Origin of the sequence: Campylobacter rectus (genome assembly GCF_004803795.1) — a bacterium.
In the GTDB taxonomy this organism is placed as follows: domain Bacteria; phylum Campylobacterota; class Campylobacteria; order Campylobacterales; family Campylobacteraceae; genus Campylobacter_A; species Campylobacter_A rectus.
Genome location: NZ_CP012543.1, coordinates 1,799,057 through 1,817,656, shown reverse-complemented (window position 1 = coordinate 1,817,656; position 18,600 = coordinate 1,799,057). Strand labels below are relative to the sequence as shown.

The 18,600-nt window shown below is 48.1% G+C and carries 18 protein-coding genes and 2 pseudogenes; 15 read left to right on the top strand and 5 right to left on the bottom strand.

Annotated features, from left to right (window positions below; genetic code table 11):
• Nucleotides 1–189: 189 nt before the first annotated feature.
• The 5 genes and pseudogenes from CRECT_RS08750 (at nt 190) to CRECT_RS08730 (ending at nt 2,891) form a co-directional block, all read left to right on the top strand.
• Entirely contained in the window at nt 190–384 is a 195-nt protein-coding gene (locus tag CRECT_RS08750; RefSeq protein ID WP_002945427.1) for a hypothetical protein, read from the top strand.
• 154 nt (nt 385–538) lie between these two features.
• Nucleotides 539–766 (top strand): DsbA family protein, encoded by a 228-nt coding sequence (locus CRECT_RS08745; RefSeq protein ID WP_002945443.1) that lies wholly within the window; start codon nt 539–541, stop codon nt 764–766.
• Nucleotides 767–877: 111 nt separating this feature from the next.
• Nucleotides 878–1,131: pseudogene (locus CRECT_RS08740) on the top strand (IS1595 family transposase); the annotation flags it as partial.
• A 102-nt stretch (nt 1,132–1,233) separates the two neighbouring features.
• Nucleotides 1,234–1,549, top strand: a pseudogene (locus CRECT_RS08735) (transposase); the annotation flags it as partial.
• Nucleotides 1,550–2,342: 793 nt separating this feature from the next.
• Complete coding sequence (locus CRECT_RS08730) at nt 2,343–2,891, top strand: NAD(P)H-dependent oxidoreductase (RefSeq protein ID WP_002945486.1); 549 nt, start codon at nt 2,343–2,345, stop codon at nt 2,889–2,891.
• A gap of 360 nt (nt 2,892–3,251) precedes the next feature.
• On the opposite strand, the gene CRECT_RS08725 is transcribed toward CRECT_RS08730, so the two are convergent.
• Nucleotides 3,252–3,554, bottom strand: a complete 303-nt coding sequence (locus CRECT_RS08725; protein ID WP_002945455.1) for a c-type cytochrome — start codon at nt 3,552–3,554, stop codon at nt 3,252–3,254.
• A 132-nt stretch (nt 3,555–3,686) separates the two neighbouring features.
• Nucleotides 3,687–3,992, bottom strand: a complete 306-nt coding sequence (locus tag CRECT_RS08720; RefSeq protein ID WP_002945479.1) for a c-type cytochrome — start codon at nt 3,990–3,992, stop codon at nt 3,687–3,689.
• Nucleotides 3,993–4,135: 143 nt separating this feature from the next.
• Here CRECT_RS08720 and gmhB point away from each other — a divergent pair, with 143 nt between their 5' ends.
• The 6 genes from gmhB to CRECT_RS08690 all read left to right on the top strand — a co-directional run bounded on the left by gmhB (nt 4,136) and on the right by CRECT_RS08690 (nt 9,253).
• Nucleotides 4,136–4,660, top strand: a complete 525-nt coding sequence (gene gmhB, locus CRECT_RS08715) for a D-glycero-beta-D-manno-heptose 1,7-bisphosphate 7-phosphatase (protein ID WP_002945462.1) — start codon at nt 4,136–4,138, stop codon at nt 4,658–4,660.
• A complete protein-coding gene (gene rfaD / locus CRECT_RS08710) occupies nt 4,657–5,643 on the top strand; it encodes an ADP-glyceromanno-heptose 6-epimerase (RefSeq protein ID WP_002945444.1) in 987 nt (328 codons plus the stop codon). The genes gmhB and rfaD overlap by 4 nt, the downstream gene beginning before the upstream one ends.
• A complete protein-coding gene (gene rfaE1 / locus CRECT_RS08705) occupies nt 5,636–7,042 on the top strand; it encodes a D-glycero-beta-D-manno-heptose-7-phosphate kinase (RefSeq protein WP_002945448.1) in 1,407 nt (468 codons plus the stop codon). Before rfaD ends, rfaE1 begins: the two co-directional genes overlap by 8 nt.
• Nucleotide 7,043: 1 nt before the next feature.
• Nucleotides 7,044–7,595, top strand: coding sequence for a D-sedoheptulose 7-phosphate isomerase (gene gmhA / locus CRECT_RS08700; protein WP_039888510.1), 552 nt, complete (start codon nt 7,044–7,046; stop codon nt 7,593–7,595).
• Nucleotides 7,596–7,689: 94 nt separating this feature from the next.
• On the top strand, nt 7,690–8,952 hold the full coding sequence (locus tag CRECT_RS08695; protein WP_171992713.1) for a Y-family DNA polymerase: 1,263 nt from the start codon (nt 7,690–7,692) through the stop codon (nt 8,950–8,952).
• Nucleotides 8,945–9,253: a YolD-like family protein gene (locus tag CRECT_RS08690; RefSeq protein ID WP_039888850.1), complete on the top strand. Its 309-nt coding sequence runs from the start codon at nt 8,945–8,947 to the stop codon at nt 9,251–9,253. The genes CRECT_RS08695 and CRECT_RS08690 overlap by 8 nt, the downstream gene beginning before the upstream one ends.
• Nucleotides 9,254–9,562: 309 nt before the next feature.
• On the opposite strand, the gene CRECT_RS08685 is transcribed toward CRECT_RS08690, so the two are convergent.
• Nucleotides 9,563–10,600, bottom strand: a complete 1,038-nt coding sequence (locus CRECT_RS08685; protein WP_039888308.1) for a glycosyltransferase family 9 protein — start codon at nt 10,598–10,600, stop codon at nt 9,563–9,565.
• A gap of 433 nt (nt 10,601–11,033) precedes the next feature.
• On the bottom strand, nt 11,034–12,065 hold the full coding sequence (locus CRECT_RS08675) for a glycosyltransferase family 4 protein (RefSeq protein ID WP_004320216.1): 1,032 nt from the start codon (nt 12,063–12,065) through the stop codon (nt 11,034–11,036).
• Nucleotides 12,066–12,198: 133 nt separating this feature from the next.
• On the opposite strand from CRECT_RS08675, the gene CRECT_RS08670 reads away from it, so the two are divergent.
• Genes CRECT_RS08670 through CRECT_RS12725 form a run of 4 tightly spaced genes read left to right on the top strand, consistent with a single transcriptional unit; the run spans nt 12,199 to nt 17,039 of the window.
• Nucleotides 12,199–13,131, top strand: a complete 933-nt coding sequence (locus CRECT_RS08670; RefSeq protein WP_004320207.1) for a glycosyltransferase family 9 protein — start codon at nt 12,199–12,201, stop codon at nt 13,129–13,131.
• Entirely contained in the window at nt 13,128–14,180 is a 1,053-nt protein-coding gene (locus tag CRECT_RS08665) for a glycosyltransferase family 4 protein (protein WP_039888297.1), read from the top strand. Before CRECT_RS08670 ends, CRECT_RS08665 begins: the two co-directional genes overlap by 4 nt.
• Nucleotides 14,167–15,240 (top strand): glycosyltransferase family 9 protein, encoded by a 1,074-nt coding sequence (locus tag CRECT_RS08660; RefSeq protein ID WP_004320176.1) that lies wholly within the window; start codon nt 14,167–14,169, stop codon nt 15,238–15,240. Before CRECT_RS08665 ends, CRECT_RS08660 begins: the two co-directional genes overlap by 14 nt.
• A complete protein-coding gene (locus tag CRECT_RS12725; RefSeq protein WP_004320218.1) occupies nt 15,237–17,039 on the top strand; it encodes a glycosyltransferase in 1,803 nt (600 codons plus the stop codon). The genes CRECT_RS08660 and CRECT_RS12725 overlap by 4 nt, the downstream gene beginning before the upstream one ends.
• Here CRECT_RS12725 and CRECT_RS12720 read toward each other — a convergent pair.
• Nucleotides 16,987–18,474, bottom strand: coding sequence for a glycosyltransferase family 9 protein (locus CRECT_RS12720; RefSeq protein WP_050771502.1), 1,488 nt, complete (start codon nt 18,472–18,474; stop codon nt 16,987–16,989). The genes CRECT_RS12725 and CRECT_RS12720 overlap by 53 nt on opposite strands.
• Nucleotides 18,475–18,600: the final 126 nt, after the last annotated feature.

The following is an 18,600-nucleotide window of genomic DNA, read 5'->3' as shown; positions in this document are numbered from 1 at the left end:
GACTTTGAGCGTCGGCGGAATTTTGCTGATAAATTTGAGGTTTAAATTTGACGGCGAGGGCTTTGGCGGTAAATTTGAGCGATAAATTTTAATCCGTTGCAGTTAAATCTAGCGTTAAATTTCGACTAACTACGGCATAACGACAGGCGAAAATCCGAGTAGATTTTTAGCATCTTAGACGGCAAAAGCGTGCGAGTGCAGGCCCTTGACGTAAAAATCGGCGTTTGGCGCTTTTTGCCAAGCGTCGGGCGGATCGTAAGCGAGATCCTTCTAGACGGGGACGAGCGACTGGAGGCCTTTTTTGAGCAGCGAAATTTAATACTTTGCAGCGTCAAAGAGGAGGGCGGACAAAGCCTGATCGCTAGGCGGGTTTTGGAGGCTTAGGCGAGCGCAGGAGTTTGCTTTGCGGCGCGGGCGTGAAAGCGTTTTTGGCGCGCGATAGCCGGTAGATAACCCAGGTATCGGCGATAGCTTTACCGCGGAGCGAAAACACTTTTAGCGCGCGATAGTGCGCATTGCGACGGCGCGACGACGTATTTTGCCGCAGAGCTATGGCGCGACGGGCGTGAGCGACGCAGACTACGACAAAGCTCTAGACTCTGCGCGTGCGCAAGAGATCCTAAAAACATGGGACGAGAGCTACGACGTAGCCAAGATCCAAGGCGTGCCGGCGTTCGTCGTCGGCGGTAAGTATCTGCTAAACGTGCAGGCGCTCGGCTCAGTGGATGCTATGACTGAAGCGATCAAAGAATTGTTGGTGAAATAATGGACTACAATATCGAAAGGCTCAAGATAAGTTAAAAACTTCCAAAGGAGTTTTTCTCAAAGAGAGCGCGTCTTATCAGTAGCAAACGAAGTGAAGCTAAGCACAAGAACTATGATTTTATCAATGAAAAATAAGTATATGGTCCGTTCAAGAATTTCTGAAGCTAAATTTAGAGAAATTCTAAAGTACTTCACAGAGGATATAGAAGCATCAAAGATATCGAATTTAACTAAAATTTCAGAAGTAACACTATGTAAAATCTTTAGAGAAATAAGAATTCTAATGTCTAAAGAGTAAGAGGTCTTGTGCTCACACTCTCTTTGAGAAAAGAGGTAGAGGTATAGCAAATAAAACTCCGGTGCTTAACTTCGCTTAGCGTCGCTCCGCTAGCTACCGTCGCCTAATGGCTCGGGACCGCTCGTTACTGCGCCTTAAAAAGCTACGAACACAGTGAAGTAGAGCACAACGGTATGTTTAAAAGAGATGGCAGAGTTTATACCCAAATAATTAAAAACTGCTCTGCTAGTGAATTAATACCTATACTATCGCAATATAGCAAGCTTGATAGCTCTACTATATACTCTGATTGCCGGAAAGCTTACGATGGTTTGGTTGATTACGGAGCTAAAGCACACTACAGGGTAAAACATTCTAAAAATGAATTTTAATTATGCTACGCTTATTACTTTATAAGACGCTAACGGTAAAAATCACATAAACGGTATAAAAAACTTTTTCTCAAAGAGAGTGCGTCTTATCAGTAGCAAGCAAAACGTGGCTAAGCACAAGAGCTGCGACTTGTGTTGCTACTGCCTCCTGAAAGGCTACGAGTTTAGCGAAGTAGAGCAGAGGGAGATATGCTAAACAAAATTTAAAGAAATCTTCTCAAGCGTAGTGACGGTAGCGACCGCAGAGAAACTAAACAAAGAGAATTTCTTGCTTTATCTAAAGGAATGTGTTATGCTCTACTTCACTGTATTCGTAGCTTTTCAAGACGCAGCTACGAGTGTAGCGAAGTAGAGTTTAGATATAATAAACAGTAAAGATACAAAAACTTTCTATCATATTTTACTAAAGATGATAAGATAAAATCCGCTTAACTTATCTTGAGCCTATCGAAAATAAGGGCTTTGTCTGCTTTGTGTATAATTTGCAACGAAGGCGGGCGTTTTGGGCGGCGTTGCTTGCAGTTTTGGCGGTTAAATTTATCTTGTGCGAGCTGTTTTTAGGCGGTGCGGTTGCGGATACGCTCGTTGTGAAACTACGCTTTGCGACGTTTTTTAGCTCGCGAGCGAGCGGGACGGTCGGTGTATTTAGCCGCTCGCAAAGCCCCTTGTCGGTTTTTTAGGCTCGCGCAGGCTACCCTTGGCATACAGGCCTGATATGCGCCGCTGCTAAGCGGGTCATTATCGTCGTTTTAAAATTTAATCGCTACGATTGCCGCGCGAGCAAGGTCTGATCCCGCAAATTTCTGCTCCCTCGCGAGCAAAATAACGCCTTGCTTTCGCAAGACCTCTTAATCTACTTTTAGCCTTTTGGTGATATAATTTCTCAAAATTTTAACGAAGGATACAACATGAAAACGCTCGTGATCTTATCGCATCCGAATTTCGCCGCCTCGCGCGTAAACAAAGCCCTATCACAGGTCGCAAAGGGTGCTGTGGATACGGAGGTGCGCCATTTGGAGGGGCTTTACGGCTTGGACGTTGCGCGCATCGACGCTCGCGCCGAGCAAGAAGCACTACGCGGCGCGGATCGTATCGTGTTTTTGTATCCGCTGTACTGGCTAAACGTGCCGCCTATGCTGAAGGCCTATCTCGACGCCGTTTTTTCGCACGAACTGGTGGGCTCCGGCGCGCTTAGGGGCAAGGTCCTGCAGCTCGCGCTAAGCGCTAGTACGCCGCTTAGCGAATACTCTAAGCAGGGCGCGATCGGCTATAGCATGGATGAAATTTTAACGCCGCTTAAGATCGCGGCAAACTACTGCGGGATGGACTTTGCCGTGCCGTTTATCAGCGGCGGGTTTGAGCCCGGCGAGTTTAGCGACGATGCCGTAGATGCCGCGGCTGCACGCTTTGGCAAACTTTTACGAGGCGAGTTGAGCTCTAGCGAGTATCAAATTTAGCAAAGCAAATACCCGCTACCCGCGGCTACGAGTAGAAATTTTACGAGGGCGAATTTTAGCCGCGAAACCGCCGCTTTTAACGAACCGATCGGCAAAAGCTCAAAAACCGCCCCGGTTTAGGGCGAGGCGAACGGTTAGAAGCGGTGCGATATGTCTGGACGGGATGCCGGTTTACGATGCTGGCGCCGTTTTTGGCGAGTCGGTGCTGGCATGCATCATAAATCCGCTCGAAAACCGCCGCGGCCAAAATGCAATTTTAAGTTGGACAAGCGAGAGCAGGATCCATGCGCGAGATTATTTCGGTCGCTTCGCAGTTTGTCCCATCGATTACCGAGATTTTCGAGGTTTAGATCGCAAAGATTATTTTAGACTCTCGATATACTCGCTCACTGCCTCTATATCCTCGTCGCTTAAAGCTTTAGCTTGGGGTTGCATCACCTTGCCCATACCAAAGCTATCGTTTGAGCCGTCTTTGTAGCCTTGCAAGGCTTTTACGCGTTCTTCTTTGCTGATGCTAGTTAATGCGGGGACTTTATTTGCGTATTTTAACTCCGCTTTTTTGCCGTGACAGGCTGAGCATTTTTTGTAAATTTGCGCTCCGTCGGCCGCAAATAGAGATAAATTTAGCGCCAAAACCGCCGCCGTAATGTGAGTGATTTTCATTTTGCATCCTTTTTGATAGAAATTTAGACCGAGATTATAGCCTTAAAAGCTTAAAAGAAAATTTATAAAAAAGTCACTAAAATGAAACCCGAGCAAAGGGAAAAAATCGGCGGAAAATCTCCGCCGAAAGGATTATTTTAAAGTAGAGATATACTCCGAAAGAGCTGCGATATCATCATCGCTAAGAGGTTTTGAGATGGGTTTCATCATAGCTGAAGTTTTAAATTTATCCAAAGTGCCGGCTTTGTATCCTTTTAGGCTCTCAGTGATACTCTCTTTTGAAAGCGTGTTTAGCGCAGGAACCTTATTTAGATACACTTTTTCGGCTTTCGGTCCGTGACAGGCTGCGCATTTTTTGTAAAGAGTCGCGCCGTCCGCGGCAAATAGGCTACCGGCCAGCAATGCGGCCACACCTGAGACAATGATAAGCTTTTTCATTTTTCAGTCCTTTTTGATAGAATTTGTAACTATATTATAGTCTTAAAAGCTAAATTTTACATTAGTTTTTAATATTAAGTTTAGGGTGCGGCGCGGGCGGCGATTTTCATTTAAATTTAGCTTTTTTCTGTATAATTTTCGCTATGGATAAAACAGAGTTTAAAACGGCGCCCAAAAAAGCGCTTTTTCTTGATCGCGACGGCGTTATAAACGAGGATGCAGGCTATGTTTATAGACGCGAGGATTTCGTTTTTAAAAAGGGTATTTTCGCCGCTTTGAGGGAGTTTGTGCAAGCAGGCTACGCGCTAGTCGTGGTGACGAATCAATCAGGCATCGGGCGAGGCTACTATACGCTGGAGCAGTTTGAAGAGCTTTGCGGGTTTATGCTGGGCGAGTTTGAAAAAGAGGGCGTAAAGATAGAGAAAATTTACTTTTGTCCGCATGCGCCGGAGGCTCTTTGCGGTTGCCGTAAACCGGAGCCAGGCATGTTACTAAATGCCGCAAACGAGCTAAACATCGACCTTGCGCGCTCAATAATGATAGGCGACAAGGATAGCGACGTGCGGGCGGGGCAAAGCGCGGGCGTAGGGGTAAATTTAAAGCTGGGCGACAGTCTAAAAAGCGTGGCGGACGCGCTGGAGTTTTTAAAAAAAGAAGGAAAAATATGAAAGATATAAAAAAGGTCGTAATAACTGGCGCTGCGGGCTTTATCGGCTCAAATTTGGCGCATTATTTCGATGAAAATTTAAAAGACGTAGAAGTGCTCGCCGTGGATAAATTTAGAAGCGACGAGAAATTTAGCAACGGCAACCTCAAAAGCTTCGGGCATTTTAAAAATTTGCTCGGATTTTCGGGCGAAATTTACGAGGGCGACATAAACTGCGCAAAGACGCTAGCTATGATCGAGAAATTCGCTCCCGAAGCGATCTTTCACGAGGCGGCGATCTCGGATACCACGGTGACCGAGCAGGGCGAGCTCGTAAGGACGAATCTAAATAGCTTTAAAGATCTGCTGGATATCTGCGAAAAAACGGGCGCTAGGATGATATACGCGAGCTCCGGCGCCACCTACGGCAACGCAAAAAGCCCGCAAAGAGTGGGCGAATGCGAAGTGCCGAGTAACGTCTACGGCTTTTCAAAGCTAAAAATGGACGATCTGGGCCGAAAATACGCTAAAAAGGGCGTAGCGGTCGTAGGGCTGAGATACTTTAACGTTTATGGCGCGAGGGAGTTTTATAAAAACAAAACCGCCTCGATGGTGCTGCAGTTCGGTCTGCAAATTTTGAGCGGTAAAAATCCGCGCCTCTTTGAAGGTAGCGACAAAATCAAACGCGACTTCGTCTATATAAAAGACATCGTGCAAGCAAACCTGCTAGCCCTAAATGCACCAAGCGGCGTGTATAACGCGGCGACGGGCATCGCAAGGAGCTTCCAAGAGATCGTGGATATCTTGCAGCGCGAGCTGGGGTCGAATTTGCCTTGCGAATACATCCCAAACCCGTATGCGCGCTCGTATCAGTTCCATACGCAAGCCGACATCGAGCCGACTAAAAAGGCGCTGGGATATGAGCCTAAATTTAGCCTGGAAGAGGGCATAAAAGACTACGCGGCCGAGATAAAAAGGATATACGAGGAAGAGATAAATGCGTGAAGTACGTGCTTTGGTCGCGGGCGATCTGATGCTCGATCACTATATCTGGGGTAGCTGCGAGCGTATCTCGCCCGAAGCTCCCGTGCAGGTGGTAAAGATAAAAAACGAAACCAAACGCCTAGGCGGAGCGGGCAACGTGGTGCTAAATTTGCTCTCATTGGGCGCGAAAGTTGGCGTCATAAGCGTGCTCGGAGATGACGAAACGGGCGACGAGATAGAGCGGATCTTGCTGGAGCAGGGCGCTAGACCTGAGTTTATCAAGCGCGAGATCGGACGCACGAGCTCGATAAAAAGCCGTGTGATGGCGACGCATCAGCAAGTCGTGCGCATAGATAAAGAAAGCGTCGAAGCCGTAACGTGCGAGGACGAGCTGGCGGCAAATTTCGCCCGCGCGCTGGAGAGCTACGACGTCGCGCTGCTATCTGATTACGGCAAAGGCGTGCTGACGCCGTCGCTGTGCCAAAAACTCATAAAGGCATGCGAAGATGCGGGCAAACCCGTGCTCATCGATCCAAAAGGCGCGGACTACTCGAAATACAAGGGCGCTACGCTACTAACGCCCAATAAAAAAGAAGCGGGCGAGGCCGTGGGTTTTAAAATAGAAAACGACGAGCAGCTTTTTACGGCGCTAAATTTACTAAAAAACGAGCTAAATTTGACCCATTCGCTGATCACGATCTCTGAGGAGGGCATTGCGCTTTTGGAGGACGGGCAGGCGGTTAAATTTCCTGCTCTGGCAAAAGAGGTCTTTGACGTCACGGGCGCGGGGGACACGGTGCTAGCGACTCTGGGCGTGATGCTGGGTGCGGGCGAAGGCGTCAAAAAAGCGATCGAGACGGCAAATTTAGCCGCCGCGGTCGTCGTGGCCAAGGTCGGCTCGGCGACGGCAAGCTTTGAGGAGATAAACGAGCTCGTGCGCCGTAAAAACGCGGCCGGCTTCGAGGAGAAAATCAAAAACGCGGATGATCTAGCCGCGACGCTGGCAAATCGCGGCGAAAAGCGGCTTGTTTTTACAAACGGCTGCTTTGATATCCTGCATGCGGGGCATGTGGGTTATCTCGCTAAAGCGCGGGAATTCGGCGATATACTAGTCGTCGGACTAAACTCGGACGCCTCGGTGCGCGCGCTAAAAGGCGACACTCGCCCCGTAAACGCGCAGGCCGACCGCGCTACCGTGCTGGCGGCTCTTGGGGCGGTTGATTACGTGACGATATTTGACGAGCTCACGCCTCTAAATTTGATCGAAAAACTACGCCCCGACGTGCTCGTCAAGGGCGCGGACTATGAAGGTAAAGAAGTCGTCGGCAGCAGTGTCGTAAAAGACGTGCGGCTGGTGGAGTTCGTGGCCGGCAAAAGCACGAGCGCGACGATAAAAAGGATAAAAAGTGAACACTGTTGAGATGATAAAAAGCGAGCTAGAGGGACATCTAGCCACGATAAAAGCGACATTTGCACTGGAAGCTGATATCAAAAAAGCCTGCGAAACGGCGGTAGCGACGCTAAAGGCGGGCGGTAAAATTTTACTTTGCGGAAATGGCGGAAGTGCCGCAGACGCTCAGCATATCGCAGCCGAGCTAACGGGTCGCTACAAAACCGAGCGCGGCGCGCTAGCTGGCATAGCTCTAACGACCGATACCTCAGCGCTCACGGCGATCGGCAACGACTACGGATATGAGTTCGTTTTCTCGCGTCAGCTGGAGGCTCTGGGCCGTGAGGGCGATCTGCTCATCGCGATCTCTACTAGCGGAAACAGCGGCAACGTCGTAAAAGCGCTCGAGCTAGCGCGAAAAATCGGTATCAAAACGATCGGTTTAAGCGGCCGCACGGGAGGCTCGATGAACGAGCTTTGCGAGCTAAATTTGGTCGTGCCGTCAAACGATACGCCGCGCATCCAAGAGATGCACATAATGATAGGGCATATCATCTGCCAAGCTATCGACGATGCGTTTTAGGCTAAATTTAAAAGCATTTGCGGCGGCGGAGTCAAATTTGGCCCGCCCAGCCGCCTTTTAACGCCGTTTGGCGCACTGGCAAATTTAACTACTTATGAAAACACAAACTCCCGCCTACGCCGTCATCGATCTAAAGTCCTTCTACGCCTCGGTCGAGTGCGTTGAGCGAGGGCTTGATCCATTTGAGGCAAATTTGGTCGTCGCAGACGCTAGCAGAGGCGAGAGCAGCGTGTGTCTAGCCGTTAGTCCCGCACTAAAGGCGCTCGGCGTAAAAAACAGATGCAGACTGTTTGAGATCCCTAAAAATATCAAATATATAATCGCTGCGCCCAGGATGCAGTTTTACATCGACTACGCGGCTAAAATTTACGGCATCTACCTAAAATACGTTGCCAAAGAGGACATCTACGTTTACTCCATCGACGAGGCGTTTATCGACCTCACCTCGTATCTAAAATTTTATAAACTAGAAGCTAGAGCTATGGCAAAGATGATAATGGACGACATCCTAAAAACTACGGGCGTAACGCCGACCTGCGGCATAGGGACGAATCTATACCTAGCTAAAATCGCCCTTGATATCCTAGCTAAGCACAGCGAGGATAATATCGCCTTTTTAGACGAAGCGCTCTATAAAGAAAAGCTCTGGACGCATCGGCCGCTAAATGATTTTTGGCGTATAGGCAAGCAAACTAGAGCAAAGCTTGAGAGATACGGGATATTTTGTATGAAGGATATGGCAAACGCGCCCTTTAGCCTGCTAGAAAAGGTGTTTGGCATCGACGCCTACATCGCGCTAGATCACGCAAACGGTATCGAGCCCACCACTATAGCCGATATCAAGGCCTATAAACCCCCAACCAAATCATACTTTAGCTCTGAAATTTTACCTAGGGACTACGAGAGGCTAGAGGCTCTAATCGTGCTAAAAGAGATGACCGATAGGCTAGCTCTAAAGATGATAAACGAGGAGGTGCGGGCTAGCGGGCTCACGATAAATATCAAATTCGCCGATAAAAATGAACCTGCGCAAAGAGCCACGGTAAGGTTTAAAACCCCGAGCAATATCGCTAGCGCACTCATGGACGCGGTGCAGGAGCTATATCTAAAAAAGATAAAAAACGCAGGCCTCATCAGGCAAATCGGCATATCTGCAAACGACGTCGTAAAGGAAAGCAAAACCGAAAAAAGCCTCTTTGAAGAAGAAAACGCAAAAGAAAAAACGGTGCTAAAAACACTAAATAAGATAAAAGAAAAATACGGCAAAAACTCCATCCTAAGGGCTACCGATCTGCTGCCGGAGGCCACCGGACGAGATAGAAACAAAAAGATAGGAGGACACAAAAGCGGTGAATAGGGATAGAGCCAAAATCTTTAGCTCGTTTAACCCTCTCTCAACTCTAGAAAAAGCCCTAAAAGCGCAGGAGCGAGAAAAGAGCGAAAAGCTAGATCTTGACGAATCAAAAATAGAAGAAATCCTAAATAAAATAAGCAAACTAAAGCCCGCCGACAAGGTAAGAATCACATACCACGACGGGCAGGGCTACGTGAGCATAGAGGGGCTAGTCTCAAACGTAAATTTGATGGATAAAAGCTTAACGGTAGTAAAAACGAGGGTTAAATTTGACGATATCTACGCGGTTGAGGTTGTTTTGTGAGGCGGGATTTTGCGGTGTGCGAGACGCTATAGACGGCATGCAAAACGCTTAAATTTGCTAGCTTTAAAGGCGTTTAAATTTTACTTTGTCTGCACTTTTCTTGATAGCTAAAAATACGGCACAATCCTAAGTCGCGCCAAAAATCGGTATAGTAAAATTTGCCCTGATTAAGCCACCTTGCGCTATATCAAATGCGTGCTTTGCGTGCGTTAAATTTGGTCGCGCGCCTTTTTCAAAGCATTTGTGCGCGAGGAGCTTTTGCTTATTTGCGGTTGCTCAAGAAAACGAGCCGCGCGCTCGCTAAAACGCCTAATTTCCTTGCGCTTTGCCGAAAAACTCTCGCTCGATCGTCTGGATGACGGCTTGCGGTGAGAGATCTTTCATGCAAGCGTGGTTTTTTAGCGGGCAGGCGCGCTTCATACACGGCATGCACTCTAGATTTAGGTGCAGGATGCGGGCGTTTTCGTTGCGCCACGGACAGGTCTGTGTAAATCTCGTCGGCCCAAAAAGCGCGATCGTAGGCGTCTTGTAGGCTGCTGCGATATGCATCGGGCCGCTGTCGTTCGTGACGAATATCCCGCCGCTTTGCCCGGTACCGCCGATATTTTCGCAAAGCTCCTTCACGCTCGTTTTGCCCGCTAGATTTTCGCAGTCAGCGCCGTTTTCGCGTAAAATTCGCTCGATCTGCTCGCACATATCCCGCTCGCCCACGCCGCCGAAAATCATAATCTTAAATTTATCTTTAAAATGCAGCGCCACCTGCGCGAAGTAGGCTGGGTACCAGCGTTTGGCGCTTCCGTAGCTAGCGCCGGGATTTAGTCCGAGCACCGGAGCGTCAAATTTGCGCGGCTCAAAGTAAAGCTTTAGCTCGTCGTCCGCCCGTTTTAAATTTAACGCCGATTTGACGAATTTTAGGTATTTTTGCACCTGATGCGCGCCGTCTTTGCTTTTTTGGAAAATAAATTTTTGCTGCGCCCGCGCCCCGTAAAGTAAAATTTTACTCGCAAACGAGCTTCTAAAGCTAAACGCAGCGTCGAATTTGCCCAGATTTCTCGCCTGCCAAAACAGCCGCCAGAGCCTAAATTTAGCCTTTTTGCTGTTATCTACGACGACGCGCTCGCAGTTTGGATGAGCTTTAAAAAGCTCGCACGCCGCAAACGAGCCAAAAAATACGATTTTGACGTGTTTATCGGCTAAATTTTCGCGATTTTGTGCTGTTAGTAGATCTTTTTTTTTAAAATTTTGCGCTTGATTCTCGAGCTTTTGCGTCTGCGCTTTAAAATCCTGCGACAAATTTTTAAATTTTTGCTCCGAATTCGTCGCCGTTTTGCCAAACGCAGTCGATATTTGCGCTGTTTCGCTAGGTTTTAAATTTTGCCCGTTTAACGTCAAATTTTGCATTTTTGATGTTAAATTTACATCGCCGCCCGATTTAAATTTTGCGTTAAATTCGCTATTCGAATTTAACGAATTCTTATTCGTAAAAAATTGTATTTCCTGCATCACTGCACCGAAATTTTGCGACAAAAAGCTAAAACTTCGTCCGCTTATATCGTCTCCAAAAGCGCCCGCATCATCGCCGACCGTCAAATTTTCCCCGTCGAATTTTCGCGCCGTTTCGTCGCCGCTTGCCGAATGAAAATCGGAGCCATCCGTAAAAGTATCAGCCAAGCCTTCAAATTCGCCCGTCAAATTCCCCGCGCCAAACGTTGCCGCGTGCTTTGCGATGGCCTCCACCGCGGCGCTTGCCATCACGGCGTCGCCCAGCCAGGTCGGCAGCTCAATCAAGATTCGCACGTATGATCTCCAGCGTCGCGTTCGCGTTTTTTTCGATGCCAAACTCGCTAGCAAGCGCCAAATTTCGCTCTTGTAGCATTGCCAGCCGCTCGTCGTCGTTTAAGATATCGTCGATCAGAGCGCAGATGTCGTAGTCTTGCGGCGAGCTCATCACAAACTCCCCCGGTAGTATCTCTGCCGCGCCGTTTTGAGCGGTCGTGATAGCGACGCAGCCGTAGCTAAGCGCCTCCAAAACGACGTTTGAAAACGGCTCGTACGCCGTCGGGAACAAAAACAGCTCGCTGCCTTCGTAAAATCTCGCCGCGCTTTTTTGCGCGCCCGTAAATACGGCGTTTAGGCCTAGTTCCTTGGCTAGATTTTTGTAGCGGGTGGCGTTTTTGTCGCGGCCGACGATCAGGCAGTTTACGCGGGTTTTTAGGCGAGCCGCGATGCGCAAGAACTCCTCCGCGCCCTTGCGTTTAAAGCCGCTTCCCACAAACAGCAGCGTCGGTAGGTGAAAATCAAGCCCGAATTCCTCGCAAAGAGCGAGCTTTGCCGAGCCTTTTTGCACGCGTGTAGGTAAATTTACGCCGTTATAGACGACCGCGATCTTTTCAGGGACGATGCCGTAGGTCTCGCAAATTTGACGCTTTATAAAATTTGAGTTGGCGATGATTTTTTTGGCATTTTTAAAAGTGCGCTTTTCGAGGTATGGAATAACGAAATTTAGGGGATTTGTGAACCAAAAAGGCTTGGTTTTCATATAGACTTTGTGCACGCCGTCACCCGCGCGGTAGATGTCGGCGCAGGTGATGCGCTCAAGGCTGAAATAAATCTCGTCCGCGCTCTTTTGCCGCTTTGCTTGCGAGTTAAAAAGCAGGGCTTTGATCCACGAGCTTAGCTTTTTGCTACCGTTAAATCCGCGAGTCTCGCACTCAACGCCCGAATCTTTTAGAGCTTTAACGAGCCGCGAGAGATATCTCTGCGCCCCGCCGATAGCATCCAAATCGAGCCTTAAAAATACTATTTTTTTCATGTTCGCCTTTTAAAATTTAGCGGTATTTTATAAGTTTTTTGATGAATTTTAGGTTATGCCCAGCGGGCTAGGGACGAGGGCGTAAATAAGTATAAGCGTAAAATAGGTATAATCGCGCAAAAAAAGGAAAATAGTGAAAATTTTGCTCGTTAGAAACGATAATATCGGCGATCTCATCTGCACGACGCCAGCGATTGAAGCGCTGCGAAAGGCTCATCCGCATGCGCAGATAGATATCGTGGTAAATAGCCTAAACGCATGCGTCGTTCGCGGCAATCCATTTTTAAACAAAATCTATATCTACACGAAACCAAAGCACGTAAAAGGAGCGGCGGCAAAGGTGCGGGCATTTTGGAGGAAATGTAAAATTTTACTTCAAATTCGCCGCGAAAAATACGATGCGACGGTGATTTTTAGAAGCGCTTATTCGCCCTCTGCCGCGATATTTGCCAGAGCAGCCGCAGCTAAAACGACCATAGGAGCGGCAAAGCAAAACGAGGGCGGGTCGTTGATAACGCATAAACTAAGCTTTAATCCGCCGCCTCACGAGGTGCTGCTTTGTTACGAGCTAGCCGCGCCGCTGGGAGCGAAATTTGACGGGGAAAAGACGCTTTACGTGCCGAGCTTTAAAAGCGAGAAATTTAAGGATTTTGTATTTTTTCACGTCTCTTCAAGAGTGGAGCAAAACCGTATGGACGAGGCTAAAATTTTGCGGATTTTGGGATTTTTAAAGCAAAATTTTAGGCACGTCGCCGTTAGTGCCGAGGATGCGAAACTGGGCGAAAAAGTAGCGCAAGAAGCGGGCGTGGAGTTTGCCTCGACTGCGAGCCTAGATGAACTTGCAGGCTACATCCGGGCGGCTAAATTTGTCCTTACGCTTGACGGCGGCGTAGCGCATCTAGCTCCTGCGCTTGGCGTAAAAACGGTGCTGGCGCTTGGCAAAACGGACGCCGCTCGCTGGGCTCCCATTTACGGCGGCGCGAAGTGTATCGTGCTGCAAAGCGCGAGTAAAAGGGCGCAGGACGCGGCGGACGAGGAAATCCACGAGGCGGTCAAAAATATATGAAAAAAACGGACAAAATCAACATCCTAGAGCTTGAAAGCTCGCTAGGCTTCGGCGGTCAGGAGCACCGCACGCAGCGCGTCATAAACGGGCTAAATAAGGATAAATTTAAGGTATTTTACGCGCTAAATCCAGGCTCAAAAAGCTTTGAAAAGCCTATTGATTGCGAGTTTGTGGAATTTAACCTAAGCAAGGTCTATAATATTTTTGAAATTTTTAAAATTTGCCGTTTCGTGCGCGAAAAAAAGATCTCCGTCATCGCCACGCACTCGGGCAAGGACGGCAACATCGGCGCGATCGTCGCAAAGCTAACGGGCGCGAAAGTCGTGCGCACTAGACACCTGCAAACGCCGATCAGATCAGCATTTAGCTACAACGTAAATGACAAAATCGTAGTCGTCTCAAACGCCGTAAAATCCCAGCTCGTCTCGCAGGACGTGCGGGGAAATTTGATAGATGTTATCTATACGGGTGTGGATACGGCGCGGTTTAATCCAAATTTTAAAAAAAATATAAAAGTGGAGCTAAATTTGAGCGCGGACTGCGTCGTAGTCGGTATCGTGGCAGTCTTGCGCGCGGCGAAAAATCATAAGCTATTATTTGAAGCTTTTAGCGAGCTAAATCTGCCAAACACCGCTTTAGTCGTGGTCGGCGACGGTCCGCAGGAAGAAAATCTAAAAAAGATGAGGACGCCAAATATCTACATGCTAGGCTCGCGCACCGACGTGAGCGAGTTTTTGGGTAGTTTTGACGTTTTCGTTCTGCCCTCAAAGATGGAGGCGCTGGGCACGGCGCTACTGGAGGCGCAGTCGTGCGGAGTGTCTTGCATCGGTAGCGATGCGGGCGGTATCGGCGAGGCGATAAATAGCGGCGAAACGGGGCTCTTGTTTAAAAACGGTGATAAAGAATCGCTCAAAGCGGCCTTAAAAACACTGATAGAAGACGCGGCGCTTCGGGCGAAATTTAGCGCGAACGCGAGGGAATTTATCGTGCGAAACTTCTCGATAGAGACGATGGTCGCGCAGACAGAAGCGATGTATGAAGCTCTTTGAGAGCGCGGCGCGGCTCATTTTGCGCTTTAAAAGCGTGCGCAAAACGCAGCTGGTTACGCAGCCCATACAAACGGTTTGTTTTTTTAGCAACACGGCGCTTGGCGACACGATTTTTAACACGCCCGTTTTTCGCGTCTTTCGGCAAAATTTCCCGCACGTACGCACGGTCGCGCTGCTAAATCCATCTACGGCACCGCTTTTTAAAACCGATCCGAATATCGACGAAATTTTACTCTACGACGGCAAAAAAGGCGGCTTTTTGCGCGCTTTATCGCAGCTAAAAAAGATAAAACCAGACGTCATCTTTATCCTGCACTCAAACGAGCCGCAGGCTACGCCGCTAGCTGTTTTAAGCGGGGCTAAATACGTCTTTAAGCTGCCAAATGCCGGCAGTAAATTTAGTCCCTTTCACTCAAACACGCCCGAGCCTTACGGAGATGAGAGGTATGTCGTGCTAAACCGCCTCGAGCAGCTTAAATTTGTCGGCATTGAGAGCCGCGATACGAGGCTAAATTTATACCTCGAGGCGAGCGATTTTACCCGCGTCGATGAGATGCTAAAAGGCTACGGCGCGCGCAAATTTATCGGCTTTCAGATGGGGGCGAGCACGGTTTCTAGGCAGTGGTTTTTGCAGCGTTGGCAGGAGCTGGCGGAGATTATTTTGGAGCATACGGACGCCGTTATCGTGCTAACGGGCAGTCCTGCCGAGCGAGCGATGACCGCGCAGCTAGAAGATGTGCTAAGAGACCAACGCGTGATAAATGTGGCGGGCAAATTTAGTCTGCGAGAGGCTGCGGCGCTGGTAGCAAGGCTTGACGTGCTAGTGACGCCCGACACCGGTCCGCTACATGTCGCAGCTGCGCTAAAAACGCCTACGATCGGGCTTTTTGCCGTCGCTTCGCCCGTGAACTCAAATCCGGATTTTGACGAAAATATCCATAAATTTATCAAAAAGCCACGCACCTGTTCGCCTTGCGTCGGCAAAAACTGCAAATTTCAGGAGTGTATGCTGCAAATTGAGGCGCACGAGGTCTGGGAGATGCTAAAGGAAATGATTTGAAAAAGATTTTGTTCGTCGATACGGGGCGCGAATACGGCGGCGGAACGAAGAGTTTCTTGTATCTTTTGCGGGGGCTTGCCGCGCAGCAAAAATACGAGCTTTGCGCGTTTTTTGAGAGTGATTACGAGGCTGGCGAGTGCAAAATCTCGCAAGTCATCGAAGAAACAGGGGCTAAATTTATAAAATTTGAGCCAAAAAAGCAGCCCTCAAAGCTAAAAAAAGAGCTTTTGCGCGCGCTGGGCGGTCAAATTTTAGCAAAATACCTCTATAAAAGAGACTACGACTACGCGCTTTGCTTGCTGCGGCAGGTGCAGCCCGATATCCTTCATCTAAATAATCACTTTTCAACCAATCTCGCCTACATCGCCGCCGCAAACACCCTAAATATCGCGGTAGTGCAGCACCTGCGTAAAAACTCGCCCGTCGAGCCCTTTAAGCTTGAGATTTTAAAGCGGCTAAAATTTACGCCCGTTTGCGTTTCAAACGCGACTTACGAATTTTACGCCGCGCAGATAAAGATGCCTAAAAACGTGGTTTATAATCCCGTGGAGGCGCCTGTTTTGAAACGGGAAAAATCTGAGACGGGTGAAAATTCGGATGCTTTAATCGGCGATAAAAATTTTGGCTCGACTTTTAACGCGGCGATCTGCGACCGAGCTTGCGGCGAGATTTTAGGCTCGGCTTCGGACGGGCTAACGGTGAGCTCAAAAAACGGCGATTTTGATAACGGCGCCGCGTGCGATACGGATAAAATTTACGTTAAATTTGAAAGATTGGAAGCCGGCGGCGAGAGGCAAATTTGCTCGGATTTACACGAGACTGGCGAAATTTGCGGAGAGGGAAATACGGACGGCGAGCTAAAATTTAAACCCCGAATTTACGGTAAGGAAAACGAGCTAAATTTGTGCGCAAAATCCGAGGAAAAAGCAAAATTTGACGCGCAAAATCTACATACTCAAGATCGCGCCGACCAGATGCTTAGCAGGATAAATTTAACAGCTCGAAACGGCGTCCGAAACGCCTCAAACAAAGAGCTTGGCGATAAAAATTTAGGTTTGTCGCAGGCAAATTTGAGTATCGGGCGCGATAAATCGGTAAATAAAGATGCAAAAGCGCTTAACGAGCCGCAAAACGGGCAAAATAACAGCAAAAATAAAAACGAAAGTCGTCCGCAGGACGAATGCGATTTTCGTAAAAGAGGCGAACTAAACGGCGCGCAAAATGCAAAAAATAAAGAGCTTGAGGGCGATAAAAACGCCGCCCTAAAAGCCAAATTTGACGCCGAAAAAATAAATATCGTAATGCCCGCAAATTTCTTGACGCTTAAAGGTCACGAGCTCGTTTTCGACGCGCTTGCGGGGCTAAAAAGAAGCGATATAAAAGTCTATTTCGCCGGCGGAGGCGAGCTAAAAGCGGGCACGAAAGCCAAATTTGACGCGCTGATAAAATCGGGCAAGGCCGAGTATCTGGGCTTTGTATCAAAGATGGACGAGATTTATGCAGCGTGCGACTACGTGCTTGGATTTTCCAGCGACGAAGGGCTGCCTAGAGTCGTCATCGAGGCGCTTGGCTGTGGGCTTGGCGTGGTGTATTCGGATATCGCCGTCATAAGGGAGATTTATGAAATCTCCTCGAAAAAGCAAGATTTTTTTATAGTTCAAAGAAGCTCGGACGCGCTTTTAGCCTGCTTTGATGGTTTGCGTAAGCCAGCCTCAAAAAGCCCCGACGAAGCCGTTATAAAGGCATTTAGCATAGAAAATTATCTTCGCGGGATAGATAGGATATATAGCGAACTTTGACGAAGGCCTCGATGTCTGCGAGGTTTTGCTCGCTAAGCTCGAAAAACGCGCTCGCGTCGATGTCGCGCACGGTTTTAAACACGGAGCTAACGGGCGGCAGATGCGAGTTTATCACGAGCGAGTCGGCGACGCCTCTTTGTTCGCTGGCAAAACAAGGCCCCATCAGGCAGATCGTGGGCGTGCGCACGCTGTCGGCGACGTAGTAGTTGCCGGTATCCGAGCTCGCGTAAAGCTGCATCTGTGAGAGATAAAACGGCAACTCCTCTAGTTTGATTTTACCTATCAAAGAGATGATTTTTAGCTCGTTTTCGCCGAATTTTTTCACGTAAGTATCGCAAATTTGCGAGCTCAAATTTGACCCGTCGCTAGTGCCCTTTTTGCTGCAAATTTGAGCTTTTGCTTGCTTGCCGTTTGCATTATCGTATGTCGTCTTATTGTCCGTGTTTTGGGCTCTGATGGTCGGCGCATTGTTTGTGTTTTTGTCGTCGTTTTCGGCGGCACGTTTTGTGTTTAAAATTAGCTTTTTGTATGCGGTGTTTTGAGCGATAAAATTTGATGCGGCGTAGCTTGCTTCGGTATGATTTTGGGCGTATGAAGTTTGCTTGCCGTTTGCATTTTCAAGATCGCCGTAAATTTCGCTCGCGCCGTTGCCGGCTAAATCCGCGCAAATTCCCCGCTCGCTTAAATTCTTCGCCCGTTTTTCATCCGCATTTTCCGCGAGCAGGTTTTGTAGCAGCGCAGCCTCCTCGCCAACGCCGAAAATATAAACCTCGCAGTCGAATTTGGCAAAAATCTCAAATATTTTTTCCCAGGTTTTTTTTGGCGGCGTTTTCATTTTATTACCCGCACTTAGGCTCACGCCGATCTTAAATTTGTCGCTTTTTACGAGATTTTCGCGCGGGATAACGAGAGGTTTTTGCAAACATTTTTCATATTTTAGCTCGCTTTCGCCGAGCGTTTTTAGGTAGGTTAGCAGCGTGAGATCTTGCAGAGTATGCGGCGCTTTTTTCATACCGAGCGCCAGCAGAGCAAAGTCGCTGGAGGCCGCGTAGTGATGTACGGCGACGATATTTTTAGCTAGAGTGCAGCGCGCTAAAAAGAGATTTAGGCTGTTTGGCATCAGCACGTAGACGCTCTCGTAGCCGCGCGAAAAAAGCTCAAGCGCGAGCCCTAGTTTGGATGCTTTTTTGCGTTTTACGCCGTTTATCGTAAATATTTTTTCTATTCGCCGGTCGTGTTTTGCGAAGGCTAGATTTATCTCGTCTATGAGCACGTCAAATTTGCCCAGCTTTTCAAAGATCACGGTCGAGTTTGCGTAGTCGCCGATTTTAGCGGTTTGTATGAGTAAAATTTTACCTTTTTCGCCTTTAAATTTTAGCTTTTTCATCATAAAAAGATATGGGTAAATCAGCAAATAGATGAGAAAATATATCAAAATTTGGGCCTTTATTTTTTATGAAATTTAGTCTAAATTTAGCATAAATTTATAAATTTACGGACATTTTTGAGCGTGCGCGAGTAAAATTTGGCCCAAAATCGCTTACTGGATTTTAATGATTTT

Coding starts and splice junctions, on each gene's coding strand:
- CRECT_RS08730 (WP_002945486.1), top strand. CDS start 2,343: ATGAAAACGCTCGTGATCTTATCGCATCCGAATTTCGCCGCCTCGCGC.
- CRECT_RS08725 (WP_002945455.1), bottom strand. CDS start 3,554: ATGAAAATCACTCACATTACGGCGGCGGTTTTGGCGCTAAATTTATCT.
- CRECT_RS08720 (WP_002945479.1), bottom strand. CDS start 3,992: ATGAAAAAGCTTATCATTGTCTCAGGTGTGGCCGCATTGCTGGCCGGT.
- gmhB (WP_002945462.1), top strand. CDS start 4,136: ATGGATAAAACAGAGTTTAAAACGGCGCCCAAAAAAGCGCTTTTTCTT.
- rfaD (WP_002945444.1), top strand. CDS start 4,657: ATGAAAGATATAAAAAAGGTCGTAATAACTGGCGCTGCGGGCTTTATC.
- rfaE1 (WP_002945448.1), top strand. CDS start 5,636: ATGCGTGAAGTACGTGCTTTGGTCGCGGGCGATCTGATGCTCGATCAC.
- gmhA (WP_039888510.1), top strand. CDS start 7,044: ATGATAAAAAGCGAGCTAGAGGGACATCTAGCCACGATAAAAGCGACA.
- CRECT_RS08695 (WP_171992713.1), top strand. CDS start 7,690: ATGAAAACACAAACTCCCGCCTACGCCGTCATCGATCTAAAGTCCTTC.
- CRECT_RS08675 (WP_004320216.1), bottom strand. CDS start 12,065: ATGAAAAAAATAGTATTTTTAAGGCTCGATTTGGATGCTATCGGCGGG.
- CRECT_RS08665 (WP_039888297.1), top strand. CDS start 13,128: ATGAAAAAAACGGACAAAATCAACATCCTAGAGCTTGAAAGCTCGCTA.
- CRECT_RS08660 (WP_004320176.1), top strand. CDS start 14,167: ATGAAGCTCTTTGAGAGCGCGGCGCGGCTCATTTTGCGCTTTAAAAGC.